13 protein-coding genes are annotated in these 16,067 nt (G+C 62.6%); 1 reads left to right on the top strand and 12 read right to left on the bottom strand.

The window, feature by feature from the left end; translation table 11 throughout:
• Window positions 1-35: 35 nt before the first annotated feature.
• On the bottom strand, window positions 36-1,289 hold the full coding sequence (locus IAG25_RS22385) for a porin (protein ID WP_309243956.1): 1,254 nt from the start codon (window positions 1,287-1,289) through the stop codon (window positions 36-38).
• Window positions 1,290-1,542: 253 nt separating this feature from the next.
• Window positions 1,543-2,490 (bottom strand): LysR family transcriptional regulator, encoded by a 948-nt coding sequence (locus IAG25_RS22380; RefSeq protein WP_187606798.1) that lies wholly within the window; start codon window positions 2,488-2,490, stop codon window positions 1,543-1,545.
• A gap of 102 nt (window positions 2,491-2,592) precedes the next feature.
• On the opposite strand from IAG25_RS22380, the gene IAG25_RS22375 reads away from it, so the two are divergent.
• A complete protein-coding gene (locus IAG25_RS22375; RefSeq protein ID WP_187606797.1) occupies window positions 2,593-4,014 on the top strand; it encodes an aldehyde dehydrogenase family protein in 1,422 nt (473 codons plus the stop codon).
• A gap of 13 nt (window positions 4,015-4,027) precedes the next feature.
• Here IAG25_RS22375 and IAG25_RS22370 read toward each other — a convergent pair whose 3' ends face one another.
• The 10 genes from IAG25_RS22370 to IAG25_RS22325 all read right to left on the bottom strand — a co-directional run bounded on the left by IAG25_RS22370 (window position 4,028) and on the right by IAG25_RS22325 (window position 16,011).
• Window positions 4,028-5,326 carry a glycosyltransferase family 87 protein gene (locus tag IAG25_RS22370; protein WP_255503852.1) on the bottom strand — a complete coding sequence of 433 codons (1,299 nt, stop codon included), beginning with the start codon at window positions 5,324-5,326 and terminating at the stop codon, window positions 4,028-4,030.
• 268 nt (window positions 5,327-5,594) lie between these two features.
• Entirely contained in the window at window positions 5,595-6,437 is an 843-nt protein-coding gene (locus IAG25_RS22365; RefSeq protein ID WP_187606795.1) for an MBL fold metallo-hydrolase, read from the bottom strand.
• On the bottom strand, window positions 6,437-7,765 hold the full coding sequence (locus tag IAG25_RS22360) for an MFS transporter (protein WP_187606794.1): 1,329 nt from the start codon (window positions 7,763-7,765) through the stop codon (window positions 6,437-6,439). The genes IAG25_RS22365 and IAG25_RS22360 overlap by 1 nt, the downstream gene beginning before the upstream one ends.
• An 18-nt stretch (window positions 7,766-7,783) precedes the next feature.
• On the bottom strand, window positions 7,784-8,800 hold the full coding sequence (locus IAG25_RS22355; protein WP_187606793.1) for a succinylglutamate desuccinylase/aspartoacylase family protein: 1,017 nt from the start codon (window positions 8,798-8,800) through the stop codon (window positions 7,784-7,786).
• A gap of 103 nt (window positions 8,801-8,903) precedes the next feature.
• A complete protein-coding gene (locus tag IAG25_RS22350) occupies window positions 8,904-9,794 on the bottom strand; it encodes a LysR family transcriptional regulator (protein ID WP_187606792.1) in 891 nt (296 codons plus the stop codon).
• 3 nt (window positions 9,795-9,797) lie between these two features.
• Window positions 9,798-10,673: a glutathione-dependent disulfide-bond oxidoreductase gene (yghU, locus tag IAG25_RS22345; RefSeq protein ID WP_187606791.1), complete on the bottom strand. Its 876-nt coding sequence runs from the start codon at window positions 10,671-10,673 to the stop codon at window positions 9,798-9,800.
• A 114-nt stretch (window positions 10,674-10,787) separates the two neighbouring features.
• Window positions 10,788-11,168, bottom strand: a complete 381-nt coding sequence (locus IAG25_RS22340; RefSeq protein WP_187606790.1) for a TraR/DksA family transcriptional regulator — start codon at window positions 11,166-11,168, stop codon at window positions 10,788-10,790.
• 71 nt (window positions 11,169-11,239) lie between these two features.
• The gene (locus IAG25_RS22335; protein ID WP_187606789.1) at window positions 11,240-14,023 is read right to left on the bottom strand and encodes an ATP-dependent Clp protease ATP-binding subunit; all 2,784 of its coding nucleotides are present in this window, start codon (window positions 14,021-14,023) and stop codon (window positions 11,240-11,242) included.
• 148 nt (window positions 14,024-14,171) lie between these two features.
• Window positions 14,172-14,975, bottom strand: a complete 804-nt coding sequence (locus IAG25_RS22330) for a family 1 encapsulin nanocompartment shell protein (RefSeq protein ID WP_187606788.1) — start codon at window positions 14,973-14,975, stop codon at window positions 14,172-14,174.
• The gene (locus IAG25_RS22325; RefSeq protein WP_187606787.1) at window positions 14,968-16,011 is read right to left on the bottom strand and encodes a Dyp-type peroxidase; all 1,044 of its coding nucleotides are present in this window, start codon (window positions 16,009-16,011) and stop codon (window positions 14,968-14,970) included. The genes IAG25_RS22330 and IAG25_RS22325 overlap by 8 nt, the downstream gene beginning before the upstream one ends.
• Between the last annotated feature and the right edge of the window lie 56 nt (window positions 16,012-16,067).

The raw sequence follows: 16,067 nt of genomic DNA, 5'->3' as shown, positions 1-16,067 counted from the left end.
GATCGAACGCTCGAAGCGAAACGATTCGTTGCTGATCAGAAGCGGTGGATGATGCCCACGCCTGCTGCGAACATGCTGCGCGATGCCGACGGTGCGCCCTGGAAGCCATCGCCGATCGTCGCGATCGCTGCGCCTTGGCGCGGGGTCGTCGTCGCGTTGTTGTTCGGGTAGAACAGCGTATTGCCGTTCGCACGCTGGAACGCTTCCAGTGCGTACAGACCCGTGCGCTTCGAGAGCGAGTAGTACTGGGACAGGTTGAACTGATGGTACGAAGCCGCGTCGCTGATGCCGTTCGCCTTGCTCGCCCACGTGTAGCTGTAGCCCGCCGCGAAGTCCCATGCCGACGTCGCCTTCCAGTGCAGCACCGTGCCGGCCGTATTGAACACGGCTTCGTCGGTAAAGCCGGAGTTCACGCCCGGGATGTACTGAACGTTCGTGTACGTGACCGAGATGTCCCACGCGCTGTTGAACTGGTAGCCGCCCGCAACCGCGAAGCGCTGCTGAGCCTGCGCGCGCTGATAACCCGCCGTCACCGCCGACACGCCTGCCTGGCCGCCGCCCGTCGTGCTCGTCGTATCGTTGACCGTGGTCGACTGACCGCTGTAGAAGCCGCCGCCGTTGGCCGCGTTGTTGATGCGCGAGAACGCCACCGCACCACCGATCGGGCCTTGCTGATACTGGATCGCCGCCGACCAGGTCGAACCTTGGTACACGCTGTCGGGCACGCCCGCGAACGAGTACGAACCGCTCACCGTCACGCCGTAGAGCTTCGGCGACGTATAGACGACCGAGTTGTTCGCACGGTAGATCGTGTCCAAACCGTCCAGATCGCCCGGGTGCGCGCCGAAGTAGCCGGTCAGCCAGTTCGTCGGGCTATACGGCGAGAGCAGCGTGTAGTACGAGGTGTACTGGCGGCCGAGAGTCAGCGTACCGTAGCCCGGGTTCGTCAGACCGACCCATGCCTGGCGGCCGAACATCGCGTTGGTGAACTGCTGTTGCCCGCTGTTGATGTCGAAGCCCGATTCCAACTGGAAGATGGCCTTGTTGCCGCCGCCCAGGTCTTCCGCGCCCTTCAATCCGAAACGGCTGCCCGCCCAGATGCCCGACGCCATCTTGACGTTCGAACGGCCCGGGGTGCTTCTGTTCAGGTTCGTCTGGCTGCTTTGGTAGACGATCGAATCGTCGACGATACCGTACAGCGTGACGCTGCTTTGCGCGGATGCCGGCGTTGCGACGGCAGCCGCATACAACAGCACGCCCGCACTCAATGGCTTCAGTTGACCTTTCACTCTTGAACACCCCTCATCGTTGTCGTTCGATTGATGACGCGATGGCATGACGCGCAACGCGCCCATTTGCCCGCGGGTTCGAACGTACGCCGTTCACGGAGCGCAAAAAGAAAGGGTTAACCTGTGGATGAGCCTCGACCGTCGATTGCAAGGCAGCGTCGCGATGACGCGGAACCCTTGCGTAGCGAGCGCGTCCACGCAATGTTCGACGGAACCGAAGCCGGAATCGCGATAAACAAAACTGATGACGGCGTTAAGCCTTTGAATTGGCCTGCCTGCGCTTCCTGTTCGGCATCGCGCGCTTTCGATTCGCATCGGCATATTCGCGGATCATGTCGATCAAGGCGCGCAAGCCGGCGGGCACATGACGCCGGCCCGGATAGTAGAGGCATAGCCCGTCGAGCGGCGGCGTCCATTCTTCGAGCACGCGCACGAGCGTGCCTGCCACGAGGTCGGCGCGGACATTCCATTCGGTCAGATAGGCGAGACCGAGCCCGGCGCGCGCCGCCGCGAGCATCATGCCCGGTTCGTCGAGCGTCAACGCGCCGTCGCCGTCGATGCGCACCGTCTGACCGTGCCGCTCGAATTCCCACTGATAGATCGACCCGCTCGGCATCCGGCTGCGAATGCAGCGATGCGCGGCGAGATCGGCGGGCGTGCGCGGCCGCTTGTGCTCCGAGAAGTACGCGGGACTGCCGACTACGGCAAAACGCTGACGCTCGCCGAAGGGCACCGCGATCATGTCCTGCGGCACGGTTTCCAGCAAACGGATGCCCGCGTCGAAGCCTTCGACGACGATATCGATCAGACGCCCTTCGGTGACGATATCGAGCTTCATGTCGGGATAGCGCTGCAGAAACGCGATGAAGACCGGCATCGCCTGATGCGCCGCGCCCACCGACGTGTTGATGCGCAAGGTGCCCGACGGCGTGTCGCGAAAGCTGCCGGCCTGTTCGAGCGCATCGCGGATGGTCGACAGCGCGGGCGCCACGTTCTGCACGAACTGCGCGCCGGCCTCGGATAGCGACACGCTTCGGGTCGTGCGGTTGAAGAGCCGCACGCCGATGCGCGCTTCGAGCCCCGCGATCGAATGACTGAGCGCGGACGTCGATACGCTCAGTTCGCTCGCGGCGGCGCGGAAGCTGCGATGTCGCGAGACGGCCAGCACGGCTTCGAGTTCGGCTAGACCGGACGTTTTCATTATGCTAAATCGCTCAAGAGGTCATGCCGGATTGTACGTCTAGTCGAATCAATGCAAACGCCTTATCTTTGGGCTGACTACATCGAATCGGACCAATCGGACATGCACTACATCGACCAGATCTACATCGACGGCGCATTCGTTACGCCGCACGGCAGCGAGCTTTTCGACCTCTACGATCCGTCCACCGAACAGGTCATCGGTCGCGTGCGTCTCGCCGACGCCGAGGACGCGCGCCATGCGATCGCGGCCGCGAAGCGCGCATTTCCCGCGTTCTCGCGGACCGACAAGCGCGAGCGCATCGACATGCTGAAGCGCATGCATGCCGCCGTGGTCGCGAAAGAGGACGAGCTTTTCGAGGCGATCGTCGCGGAATACGGAGCGCCGGTGTCGCGCGGGCGCTGGATGGCGCAGCACGCGGGCAACGTGCTGCTCGAAGCGGCGAAGGTGCTTGAAGCGTTTTCGTTCGTGCGCGAAGCCGGTACGGCGAAGGTCGTCATGCAGCCGCTCGGCGTCGCGGGACTGATCACGCCTTGGAACAGCGATGCCGGTTTCATCTGCGGCAAGCTCGCGGCCGCGCTTGCGGCGGGCTGCACGGCCGTCATCAAGCCGAGCGAGATGAGCGCGATGCAGACGCGCGTCGTCACCGAAGCGCTGCATGAAGCGGGGCTTCCCGCGGGCGTATTCAATATCGTCACGGGACGTGGCGAAACCGTCGGCGCGGAGATCAGCGCGCATCCCGATATCGCGAAGCTGTCGTTCACCGGATCGACGGCCGTCGGCAAGACGATCCTGCGCACCGCCGCGGATACGCTCAAGCGCGTGACGCTGGAACTCGGCGGCAAGTCCCCGATGATCGTGCTCGATGACGCGAATTTCGACGCAGCCGTGCCGCTCGCGCTCGACGCGGGCTTCATGAACAGCGGGCAGGCGTGCATTGCCGGCACGCGCATTCTGGTGCCGCGCGCGCGGCTCGCGGAGTTCGAGGACAGGATCGTGAATGCGGTCGGCAAGATTCGATCAGGCGATCCGCGCGATCCGCAAACCAGCATCGGACCGATGGTGAGCCGCAAGCAATGGGAGCGCGTGCAGCGCTATATCCGTATCGGCATCGATGAGGGCGCGCGGTTGATCGCGGGCGGCCAGGGGCGTCCGGACAATGTCGATGCGGGCTGGTTCGTGCGTCCGACCATCTTCAGCGATGTGAAGAACGACATGACGATCGCGCGCGAGGAAATCTTTGGTCCTGTGCTGTCGATCATCGCGTACGGCGATACCGAGGATGCGATCGCGATCGCCAACGATACGCCGTACGGCCTGCAAGCCTACGTCGCTTCATCGGACGCCGCGCGCGCGAATGCGGTGGCGGAGCGCATCGAGGCGGGGCGCGTGCTCGTGAACACGCTCGCGCACGAACCGGCCGCGCCGTTCGGCGGATTCAAGCAGTCGGGTATCGGGCGCGAATACGGCACCTTCGGTATCGAGGCGTTTCTCGAACCGAAGGCGTTGCTTGGCGTGCGCTAACCTCTCGTAAATCTCACGCAATCCGCGAGTCGAATCCGCCGGTGTCCGCGTTCCGATTGCGCCGAAGCGCCGACGCGGGCGGGAAATAGCGCGCGACGCACAGCACATAGGTAATCAGCGCCGAGACGGTATACATCGCGGACCGCTCCATGAAGAACAGAAGGAGCACCGCGATTGCGAGAAGGAACAACTCCACACGCGGCGCGAGCGCGGACAGTTGCAGATCGCGTTGCTCCAGCGCCGTGCCGAGCAGAATCACCAGAGGAATCAGCGCGACGACCATGTGAATCGGTTCGAGGATCGGCGCGGCGAGCAGCATCGTCATGCACGCGAGCGCGTAGTCCATGCGTCTTTCGCGACTGCGGCGGATCACGAGATAGCATGCGAACAGACAGATGATTACGGCGAATATTGTCTGCGTCGTGTGAAGCGTTGCCTCGGATGCCGGCATGCCGAGCTTCTCCGATATCGTCTGCAGGGCGCCGCGCACGGAGCTATTACCGGGCAGCCCGCCCGCGCTCAGGATCTGCGCTTGCGCGCGTGCGATCTCGACGGTCAGGTACTCCCAGATAACGCGAAAGCCCAGCCTGCTTGCGGTGAAGAGCGTGAGCGCGATGGCGCAGACGCCTGTCGATATCACCGTGCGCCATTCACGTCGCAATAACAGCAGGCCGACGACCGCGAGCGGCGTCACCTTGAACACCACTGCAAATGCCAGAAAGAGGCCCGCCAGCCAGCGATTGCCGCGTTCGATCAGGAAGAACGGCGTCGCGAGCAGAAAGAACAGAAGCTGGTTCGATTGCCCGAGATAAGCGTCGTGCAGCACCGGAAAGCTCAACAACGTCACCGCGATGAGCAGCGCGGTCACACGCCTGTCTTCACCGCGATACGACATCTTCGCAAGCAGAATCGCGCCGACGATGCACAGCACGACCGACATCGCGACCCAGACGAGTTTCGCGGTAAACGACGGCAACAACGCGAATGGAGAAAAGATCACCGCGAACTGCGGCGGATAACAATAAATGAGAATGTCGTCCAGGTTGGCGCCTAGATTCGACAGATAGGCAACCAGATGCTCGTTGTTATAGATGAGCGATGGATCGTGCGGCGCGTTCAGCACGGTGCTGAACGCGTAATAGTAGAAATTGAAATCGCTGAAGGCCCGTGCATGATCGGACACATAGGTCAGCGAATAGTGGTAGATGATGACCATGCGGATCGCGAGAAACCCCGCTGCGACCAGCATGAGAAAAGCCGCAATGATCCGGATGTTATCGGTGGATCTGGCGCCAGTCCGAGCGTTCAGCATGGACGTTCTCCCGTATGTCGGCTATCGCGTAGTAAGGACGCTGTAATCAGGATCTTCGGGATCGATCCGCTATTCGTCTCATGAAAGCAACCCTGGACGGGATAGCAGATCCTTACGGCCTACGAATCGTGACAGCATCGCCGGGGCGGCGTCAATCGTGTTTTTGCGCACTGCAACGGTTCGATCATTATTGAAAAAGGGATGACGTGCATTTATTTTTATGCACTCGTGCCGGTCGCAGGAATTTATTAAGTCCTTATGAGACGCATCAATCGTTCGCCGCAAGAAAACGCCACGCGAAGCCATTCGCCGTTTCTTCGATTCTCCCGGCTGATGTCTGAGGAAAGTGTGCGGTGAACACAACGGCTTCGGATTCGACCGCGCGTTTCAGCAGCCAGTCGCGCGAAGCACGCGCGTGCTGTGGTTGCTGGCAGAACACCGAACTCCAATGCGGCATGGCGACCTGAATCGGGCTATGCATCACGTCGCCGGAAAAAATTGCGGTCTCGCCGTTCGATTGCATTTCGATCGCCATATGTCCCGCGCTATGCCCGAAGGTCGGCACGAAGCGAACGCCTTCGATGAGCGTCGCGCCTTCGTCGGGAATCGTGCGCGCGAGGCCCGCATCGATCAGAGGCAGCACGCTGTCTGCATAGGCCATGCGGCGTGGCTCGCCGCCGGGTGTATCGAAGAATGCGCGCTCGCGTTCGCCGAATACATGCGTCGCGTTCGGGAACACCGGCGCCCAATGTCCGTTCTCCCAGTGCGTATTCCAGCCGACATGATCGACATGCAGATGCGTGAGCAAAACATAATCGATCTCGTGCCGATCGAAACCGGCGGCTGCGAAGCGTTCGAGCACGGGATTGTCGAGTTGGTCGAAGAGCGCGCTGAAGGGACGCGACTTGCCGTTGCCGATGCCCGTATCGACGACGAACACGAGACCGTCACGCTCGATCACCCATAGATGCGTGCGCAGTTCGATTGCGTCCGTGCCCAAGTCTTCGTTCCAATCGGGATAGAGCTTCTCCGGCGCGAGCGCGAATGCCGTTTCGTCGATGCGCGTTATCGTCATGTCGCCGATACGGCAACTAAATACGTGATGGTTCATCAGCAAGCCTCCTTTCGCGCGGCCGATATACGAGCCGTCGCCAGCGCATAGAGCAATGCACTCGCAAGCGCCGCGCTTCCGCCGACGATCGCCAGCGCATGCGGGCCGCCGAGTCGTTCGTTCAGATAGCCTACCGCGAGCGGTCCGAGACCGCCGCTGATCGCGTTGGTCATGAAGACGAGCAAGGCGATGGAGCGGCCGCGCATGCGGTTCGGCACGGCGATCTGCAACGGCACGGGCGCAAGCGCCATCGCGATGCTCGCGGCCAGTGCGCAAGCGCCATACAGCATGATCGCGAGCGTGCTGTGAGCGACGAGCGGCATCGCGATCGCGGCGGGCACGAGCGCGGCCACCGCGCCCGTCGATATCGTCAGCACCTTTCGCAGCGTGCGTTCGTCGGTGACGCGCCCCGCAAGCAGTCCCGCAGCCGCGACGCCCATCATTCCGCCGATCATGTAGGCAGGCGCGGCCATCTTGCCGACCTCCGATGGCGCGAGATGAAAATGCCGCATCAGAAGCGTCGGAAACCACGCGGCATGCGAATAGAACAACGTGATGAGCGCGACATACGCGGCGAAGTAGGGCGCGCAGAAGCGATTGCGCACGAACAGTTCGATGAGCACTTCGCGCAGTGAGGGCAGTGCATCATCGCCGGCGCGCATGCGTTCGTCGGCTTCATGTCTTGCGGGCTCGCGCACCGTGAATGCGACAAGCGCCGCCAGCACGAGACCCGGCAGACCGACGAGCACGAACACCGCCTGCCACGGCGTAAAGCCGTGCGCCGCGAGCCGCGCGCTCGTATCGCCGCCCGTCGCGGACAGCAGCATGCCGCCGCCGAAGAGCGCGAGGCCACCGCCGATATACGGCCCGAGCATGAACACGCTGCTCGCACGCGTGACCTTGCGCGGCGGAAAGATGTCGCTGAAGATGGAAAGCGCCGCGGGACTCAGCGCCGCTTCTGCGATCGCGGTGCCGGCGCGTGCGGCGAGCAGTTCAGCGAAGCTGGTCGCGAAGCCGCAGAGCGCCGTCGATATCGCCCAGATCGCGACGCATGCCGCGATCAGGCGCACGCGGTTGGCGCGATCCACGAGACGCGCGACGAAGACGCCCGCTGTCGCATAGCACATCGTGAACGAAAAGCCTTGCAACAAGCCGATTTGCGTATCCGTGATGCCGAGCGTCAGCTTGATCGGCTGCACGAGAATGCTGACGATTTGCCGGTCGAGATATGAGAACGCGAAGCAGACGAAGAACAACAGCACGATATACGTCGGATGCCGCACGTCGATGGACGTGTCCGCACGCGCGGGCAGGGGATGAGCGCTCATGCATGTGCTCCTTGAGTGTCAGTCGAGAGAGGTTTCGGCGGAGATGAGCGCGATGCAATCGCCCGCTTCGACGCGCGCGAAGGTGCGCGCGCACATCACGCGGCCCGCGCCGCGAAACGCGATCTCGCGCGGCGCGCGCCAGGGCTCGTGCGGATCGAAGAGACGGCCCGCGAGCTGGCCTGCGTGCACATCGTCATCGAGCGAAAAGGCGGCTTCGAACACGCCCGCATGCGGCGCGTAGACATAGTGCTGCGCGCCCTCGACGCGGAAATAGCGCGTCGCCGGTGCGGGCGTGATGCGCGCGTCGTGCAAGACGCCGAGACGCTGCAGCACACGCTGCAAGCCATGTTCGACGATCGCGAGATTGCCCACATCGCAGCCCGCGTGACCGCCGAACTCGCCGCATAGAAAGAGCTTGCCGTGACGCTCGGCGGCCGCCGCGAACGTGCGGTCTTCGCCGAGCAGGTCCATCACCATCGTGTTCGGCGCACCGAACGCGCGCACGAGATCGAGATAGCGCGCGCGGCGTTCTTTATCGTCCTTCGATGGCGGCGAAGCGAGCAGCGTCGGCGCATGATCGAACGACGCGCCGCCCGCATGCAGATCGATGACGACATCCGCGCGCGGCAGCAATTCGGTTTCGATGTAATGCGCGATCATCTCCGTGGGCTTGCCGTGGCGCGCGCCCGGAAAGAGGCGGTTGAGATTGCCGCCGTCGATGGGCGACGTGCGCGAGCCGTTGAGAAACGCGGGCATATTGAGCGCGGGAATCACGATCAGCCGGCCGCGAATCGCGAGTTCCGGCATGCGCTGCATCAGCTTCATCAACGCGACGGGGCCTTCGTATTCGTCGCCATGATTGCCGCCCGTGAGCAGCACGGTGGGACCATCGCCCGCATTCAGGACGGCGAGCGGAATCGGGATATGACCGTAGGCGGAGCGGTCGTGCGACCACGGCAAACGCAATGTGCCGGTTTGAAAGCCGATGCGTTCGTAGTCGATATCGGTGGCGATGAGCGAGGGGAGCGTTGACATGAGCGGAGTTCGAGTCGAGTGAGTTCGACTCCACTATTGCCGACGATAAAGCGCGTGGCCAATGCCGTTTCATGCGGCAGGTGATGCCTCGCAGGCATCGCGGCTATTCGGGCCGATGCGCTCTCAGCAGATCGATGAAACGCTGCAAGGCCGCGTTGCCGTGTTGCGCGAGAAAGCAGAATTCCAGCGGCAGACGCACGGACAGATCCGTTACGTCGACGAATCGCACGCGAGCGGGCGGACGATCGCGATTGGCCGCATTGACGAGCGCCGCGCCGACGCCCGCCGCGACGAGCGAGAGAATCGCCGTTTCGGTGGAGGCTTCCTGACGGATATCGAGCGTGAGACCGCGCTCGGCGCAAGCGGAGACGAGGCGGTCGTAATACGCGGCATACACATGCCGTGGAAACGCGATGAAGGGCAGCCCGATCAATTCGCCCGCCTTGACAGGCCCGTTCTTGCCGAGCGGACACGCATCGGGCACCGCGAGCACGACGCCCTGTTCCAGCAGCGGCACGCTCGCGAAGCCTTCGGGCAACGCGCCGAAGCGATAACAAAAGCCGCCATCGAGACGCTCGGCCGCGATGGCGTCGAGTTGCTCGGGCGTGTTCATCGGCTGCAATTCGAGGGCGACGTCGCTTGCGGATTGCTGAAACGCGCTCAGCGCCGACGACACCAGCCCGCTCCACGATGCATTCTCGACGAAGCCGACGCGCAAATGCCCCTGCACGCCCGACGCGATGCGATGCGCGAGCCGGTTCGCCGCATCGACGCGCGCGAGGATATCGCGCGCTTCACTCAGATACGCGATGCCCGCGGGCGTCAGCTTCAGTCCACGCGGTGTGCGCTCGAAAAGCGTTGCGCCGATGGCCTCTTCGAGATCCTGAATCTGCCGCGAGATGGCGGGCTGCGTGACATGCAGATGCTCTGACGCGGCGCGCACGCTGCGCAATTCCGCGACCGCGATGAAGTAGCGCAGATGGCGCAGTTCCATGCCTCACTTTTCCGTGGCGACTTTGTCCTGTGTGCGCGTGGTGAAGTCGGACGCGTCATGGCGCTCGTGCAACTGGGTGGAAGGTTCGCCGAAGGTACGGTTGACCATGCGGCCGCGCTGCACGGCGGGACGCGCGCCGATGGCGTCGGCCCAGCGTCGCACATGCCTGTATTCGTGGACGGAAAGGAACTCGGCCGCATCGTACAGCCAGCCGTTCACGAGGCCGCCGTACCACGGAAAGATTGCTATATCGGCGATGGTGTACGCGTCGCCGGCGATATACGCGCTGTCCGCGAGACGCTTGTCGAGCACATCGAGCTGACGCTTCACTTCCATCGCGAAGCGGTCGATCGGATACTCCATCTTGCTCGGCGCATAAGCATAGAAATGCCCGAAGCCGCCGCCGAGATACGGCGCGCTGCCCATTTGCCAGAAGAGCCACGACAGGCATTCCGCGCGCTTTGCGGGGTCAGTGGGCACCAACGCGCCGAACTTTTCCGCGAGATAGAGCAGGATCGCGCCGGATTCGAATACACGCACGGGCGTCGTGCCGCTGCGGTCCACCAGCGCCGGAATCTTCGAATTCGGATTGATGTCCACGAAGCCGCTGCCGAACTGATCGCCATCGCCGATGCGAATGAGCCACGCATCGTATTCCGCGCCGCGATGGCCGAGCGCGAGCAGCTCTTCGAGCATCACCGTGACCTTCACGCCATTGGGCGTCGCCAGCGAATAAAGCTGCAGCGGATGACGGCCGACCGGCAACGCCTTTTCATGCGTCGGTCCGGAGATCGGCCGGTTGATACTGGCAAAACGACCGCCGCTTTCCTTGGTCCAGGTCCACACGGCCGGCGGCACGTACTCGGGCAATGCGCTCATGCTTCACGCTCCTCGTTGCAAATTCGATTGAATTCGCCCGAGGTTAGCAGTTCGACGGCAAACGTGCTCGACCGCGCCTGGTACGATCAGCGCGTATCGCGGCATGACGCAGCGTCATCGGCCTGCTTCGCGCTTTTCCTGTTCTTCGACGGTGAGTATGGCTTCGGGCATCGCGTCGAGGCGCGCTTTTGGAATGGGCACGCCGCTTTCGTCGGAGAGACCGTAGGTGCCGTCCGCGATCTTCGCCAACGCACGCTCGATATCGCCGATGCGCCCGTCGTTCACGTCGCGCAATGCCTGATTCGCGATGTCCTGCTCCATGCGCTGGGCATCGTCCTCATACTCTTCGGCTTCGGAGCCGCGCTCTTCCTGCAACCGACGCTCGGCCGCGATGCCGCCTTCCTCGTTGCCGAGCAATTCGCGTTTCAGCGCCAGCAGACGCTCGCGTTGTTTCGCGATGAAGTCGTCACTCAAGCCGCTTTGTTGACTGGCCATGTTCATGCTCCATGAAAAGATGACTGAAAGCGAAGGCGGCCGACAGCGCCGCCTTCGCTTCATGCAGGCGATCAGCTTTCGCTCTTCGCGGACTCCTTCTTGCCTTCGGCCTTCGTCGCGCTTTTCTTCGCGGCGGGCCTGGCTTTCTTTTCCTTTTCCTTCGATTGCGCCGGAGCTTCGACCTTGGTGAACGCGACCTTGTCGGCTTCCTTGTCGAAGCTCACATCGACCGTATCGCCTGACTTCAGCTTGTCGCCGAGAATCTCTTTCGCGAGATGCGTCTCCAGTTCCTGACGAATCTGGCGTTTCAATTCGCGCGCGCCGAACTCGGGCCGATAACCCACATCGGCGAGATGATCGATGACCGGTTCCTGAACCTTGAGCGTAATGTCCTGCGCCGCGGCGGTGCGCTTGACGCGATCGATCTGAATCTGCACGATCGAGCGGATGTTCTCGCGCGAAAGCCCATGAAACACGATGATTTCATCGATACGGTTCAGAAACTCCGGACGGAAGTGGCCTTTGAGCACGTCCAGCAGCTTCGCGCGCATGGCCTTCTCCGAGTCGCGTTCCTTGTCGCTCTTTTCGAGGTTGTCCATGATGACGGACGTGCCGAGATTGCTCGTCGCGATGATGATCGTGTTGCTGAAATCGACCACGCGACCTTTGCCGTCGGTGAGGCGGCCGTCGTCGAAAACCTGTAGCAGCACGTTGTTCACGTCGGGATGCGCTTTTTCGATTTCATCGAGCAGGATCACGCTGTACGGACGGCGGCGCACGCGTTCGGTCAACTGACCGCCCTCGTCATAACCGACGTATCCCGGCGGCGCGCCGATGAGTCTCGCCACCGCATGCCGCTCCATATACTCCGACATGTCGATGCGAATCACAGCCTGCTCGTCGCCGAACACGGTTTCCGCGAGCGCCTTCGCGAGTTCGGTCTTGCCGACGCCGGTCGGGCCGAGAAAGAGGAACGTCGCGATCGGCCGGTTCATCTGACCCATGCCCGCGCGTGAGAGACGCACTGCATCGCTCACGGCGACAACGGCTTCGTCCTGTCCGACCACGCGCTCGCGCAGCTTGTTCTCCATGTCGAGCAGCTTCTGACGCTCTTCCTGCGTGAGTTCCGTGACGGGAATGCCCGTGAGACGCGACACGACTTCCGCGACCGATGCGACCGTCACTTCGAGCGTCTCCGATCCGGTCTTGCGCTGCCACGCTTCGGTCAGTTCATCGAGCTTCGCCTGCTTCTCGTTGATGCGTTCCTCGAAGCCCTTCGCCTGATCGAAGCGCTTGCGCGACGACGCGTAATCCTGCTCGCGCTTCAATTGCGTGATCTCCGCCTCGAGTTCCTGAATCTCGGGCGGACGCGACTTCGAACGGATGCGTACCCGCGCCGCCGCCTGATCGATAAGATCGATAGCCTTGTCCGGCAGATAACGCGATGTGATGTATCGATCCGATAACTCCGCCGCCGCGACGAACGCATCGTCGGCGAAGGTCACCTGATGATGTGCTTCGAGCTTGTCGCGCAAGCCGCGCAGAATGACGATGGTCTGCTCGACTGTCGGCTCGGGCACGAGCACCGGCTGAAAGCGCCGTTCCAGCGCCGCGTCCTTCTCGATGTACTTTTGATACTCGTTGAGCGTGGTCGCGCCGATCAGGCTCAGCTCGCCGCGTGCGAGCGCGGGCTTCAGCACGTTTGCGATATCCAGTCCGCCTTCGCCGCCGCCCTGACCCGCGCCGACGATCGTATGCAGCTCGTCGATGAACACGATCAACTCGTCCTGCTTCGCGGAAATCTCGTCGATGAGCTGCTTGGCGCGCTCTTCGAATTCACCGCGATACTTCGCGCCCGCGACCATCGAATTGATGTTGATCTCGACGAGCCGCTTGTTGCGCAGATCCTCGGGCACGTCGTCATTGACGATGCGCTGCGCGAGTCCTTCGACGATCGCCGTCTTGCCGACGCCCGGCTCGCCGATCAGGACAGGGTTGTTCTTCTTGCGCCGCGCGAGCACTTCGATCGTGCTCTCAATTTCCTGCGCGCGCCCGAGCACAGGATCGAGCTTGCCTTGCCGCGCCATCGCGGTGAGATCGCGGCCGAACTTGTCGAGTGTCGGCGTGCCGGTGGGTGTATCGACGCGCCCGTCTTCCGCGCCCTTGCCGACGACTTTCACCACCTTCTGGCGCAAGGCCTCGGACGTGACGCCGTATTTCTTCAGGAGCGTGCCCGCGATGCTGTCGGGCACGGAAGCGAGACCGATCAGCACATGCTCGGGACCGACATAAGAATGACCGAGTTCGCGCGACGCCTGGAACGCGTACTGGAACGCCTTCTTGAGACGCGGCGAAATCGTCATCTTCTCGACCGGCGCGTCGGGTTCCGCCTTGCCTTTCTGCGCGTGCTCGTCGATATAGCGCTTGATGTCGTCGGGCGAAAGCTTCAATTCCTTGAACAGCGCCTGAACGACGTCGGTATCGGCGAGCACGTACAGCACCTGTTCGGTGTCGAGCTCGGTCTTCTGCAGTTCGTGGGCTTTTTCCGCGGCACGCTGCAGCAGTTCCATCGTCTGCTCGCTGAAGGCATCGGTGACATCGACGGAATCGCGCGGCACCGAGGCCACCATGTCGTCTTCGTCGTTCTCATCGCCGGCATCGGGCATACCGCCCATCAGGCGCGACAGCCCGCCGCCGCCCAACAGCGAATCGAACGGATTCAACATGCTTTGATGCCGCATCAACTGGCGGTAGTCGTATTCGCAGATCGACATCGACTTGCGTTGGCCGTTCTGCACGACGGTCACTTGTGCAACCGCGGGCCGGGCATGACAAATTTCGCAAAGGGCAGCCATGATCGTTATCTCCATGTTCAGGGCGGTCGATGCCCGGCCCGAACGATCACGCGCCCTACGATGCAATCGTCAACTCAGGCCGCACCACCGCCAGATGAGCAGTGCATTCCCCTCATAGGTTTTCTTATCGGCAATTCTTCTGATGCGGCTACTCGCCGGCCGCGATGGAAACGGAAGCCTCGCTCGTCAACATCAGGAACGTGAGCGTTTCGCGCAGATAGAGCTGTACGGCTGTGTCGGTATGGCTCGTATAGCCGATCGACAAATCCTGTCCGATATGCAGTTCGTAGTCGCCGCCGCGCGTGGACAGCACGCAGCCGCCCTGAAGCGCGGGCGCCCATACGAGATCGCCGCTCACGATGCGCTTGATGTGCTGGATGACCGGATAGCCCTGATCGCTCGCTTCGGCGAGCGCGGTATAGGCATCCGCGCCGAGCAGCACGGAGTAGGGACCATCGACGCCGGCGAGGCGCAGCTTTTCCAGCGCCTGGCTGATCGCGGCGGGATAGTCGGCGACGTCGGCGGGCAGAAACGTGGGCGCGTTCGAACTGCCTTCGCGAATGCCGGTGATGCCGGCGGCCGCGAAGCCGTCGAAGATCGCGCTGTCTTCGGCGAGCGCGAGCTCGTTCGCGGCGGTTTTGGCGGGCTGCCAGTCGCCGTCGTTCGAGCCGCGCTCCACGCTGTCGATGGCTTCACGCTGCAGCGTGAACGGCACGGTGAGCTGCACGAGCTGCTTCACGTCGTACAGGTTCGCCAGGACACCTTGCTTCGGCGCTGCGATCTTCGTCTGATGTCCCGTGCCGATGCCCGATAGCGCGACGCCGCCGGGACTCTTCACGTCGACGACACGGCGGCCCGCGAGGGCGCGCTTGAAGGTGCGGGCGACTTCCGCTTCGATCTGCGACCATGCGGCGCCGGAGATCGGCGCAAGCTCTCGATGCAGGTTATTCATCTTGTGACGTTCCTTTGAGTGAGCCGATGTTCAATGTGCCTTCGCTTTCGTTCTCTTGCTGGCTATCGCCGATGGAGGTTGGCGCTGCGTTCGGATTCCGGTCGGGCAGCTCGTCGAGCAGATCGTTCGACGGCACGAAGAAAAGGCCGCCCGTTACCGCGCGGCTGTAGTCGAGCAGCCGGTCGTAGTTGCCCGGCGGCCTGCCAACGAACATGTTCTCCATCATCTGCTCGATCGGCGCGGGCGTGCGCGCATAGCCGATGAAATACGTGCCGAACTCCTTCGCGCCCGGACGGCCGAAAGCCATGTTGTGCCGGAGAATCTTCACTTCCTTGCCGTTATCGTCGATCGTCGTGAGCGAGCTGTGCGAACAGGAAGGCTTGATCGATTCGTCGAGCTCGACATCGGATAACTTTTCGCGCCCGATGATCTTCTCCTGCTGTTCGACGGTGAGGCCATTCCACGCATCCAGGTTATGCAGATACTTCTGCACGATCACATAGCTGCCGCCCGCGAAATCCGGATCTTCTTCATCGATGATCGTGTAGCGTGCGGCGCTCGTGCCGCTCGGATTTTCGGTGCCGTCGACGAAGCCCACCATGTCGCGCAAATCGAAATAGCGAAAGCCATGCACTTCATCGACGACCGTGACCGCATCGCCGAGCTTGTTGAGCATCTGCGATGCGAGCTCGAAGCACAGGTCCATGTGATCGGCGCGGATATGCAGAAGCATGTCGCCGGGCGTGGCGATCGCGCGGCGATCGCCCTGGCCGAACTCGCGAAACGGATGCAGCGAAACGGGGCGCGGCGCGCCGAAGAGCCGATCCCACGCATCGGCGCCGAAGCCGCATACGCAGGACAAGTTTGCTGTGGGCGCACGGGTGCCGACCGCGCGGACCAGCGCCGCGATATCGCCGCACCATGAGCGCACGACATCGGCTTTGTCTTCGCCGTGTGCCACGGTTGCGACGATGAAGATCGCGCTTCGGGAAATCGGATTACAGACTGCTTGTGGTTCGGGTGTGTTGTTGGGCATCTGAAGAGTTCGATTGCATGAAGCGGTTGATCGAATCGATCGGCAAATCACGACGG

This window comes from Caballeronia sp. EK (genome assembly GCF_014384845.1).
GTDB lineage: Bacteria > Pseudomonadota > Gammaproteobacteria > Burkholderiales > Burkholderiaceae > Caballeronia > Caballeronia jiangsuensis.
This window is presented reverse-complemented; position numbering and strand designations above follow the sequence as displayed.

Coding starts and splice junctions, on each gene's coding strand:
- IAG25_RS22380 (WP_187606798.1), bottom strand. CDS start 2,490: ATGAAAACGTCCGGTCTAGCCGAACTCGAAGCCGTGCTGGCCGTCTCG.
- IAG25_RS22375 (WP_187606797.1), top strand. CDS start 2,593: ATGCACTACATCGACCAGATCTACATCGACGGCGCATTCGTTACGCCG.
- IAG25_RS22370 (WP_255503852.1), bottom strand. CDS start 5,326: ATGCTGAACGCTCGGACTGGCGCCAGATCCACCGATAACATCCGGATC.
- IAG25_RS22365 (WP_187606795.1), bottom strand. CDS start 6,437: ATGAACCATCACGTATTTAGTTGCCGTATCGGCGACATGACGATAACG.
- IAG25_RS22360 (WP_187606794.1), bottom strand. CDS start 7,765: ATGAGCGCTCATCCCCTGCCCGCGCGTGCGGACACGTCCATCGACGTG.
- IAG25_RS22355 (WP_187606793.1), bottom strand. CDS start 8,800: ATGTCAACGCTCCCCTCGCTCATCGCCACCGATATCGACTACGAACGC.
- IAG25_RS22350 (WP_187606792.1), bottom strand. CDS start 9,794: ATGGAACTGCGCCATCTGCGCTACTTCATCGCGGTCGCGGAATTGCGC.
- yghU (WP_187606791.1), bottom strand. CDS start 10,673: ATGAGCGCATTGCCCGAGTACGTGCCGCCGGCCGTGTGGACCTGGACC.
- IAG25_RS22340 (WP_187606790.1), bottom strand. CDS start 11,168: ATGGCCAGTCAACAAAGCGGCTTGAGTGACGACTTCATCGCGAAACAA.
- IAG25_RS22335 (WP_187606789.1), bottom strand. CDS start 14,023: ATGGCTGCCCTTTGCGAAATTTGTCATGCCCGGCCCGCGGTTGCACAA.
- IAG25_RS22330 (WP_187606788.1), bottom strand. CDS start 14,975: ATGAATAACCTGCATCGAGAGCTTGCGCCGATCTCCGGCGCCGCATGG.
- IAG25_RS22325 (WP_187606787.1), bottom strand. CDS start 16,011: ATGCCCAACAACACACCCGAACCACAAGCAGTCTGTAATCCGATTTCC.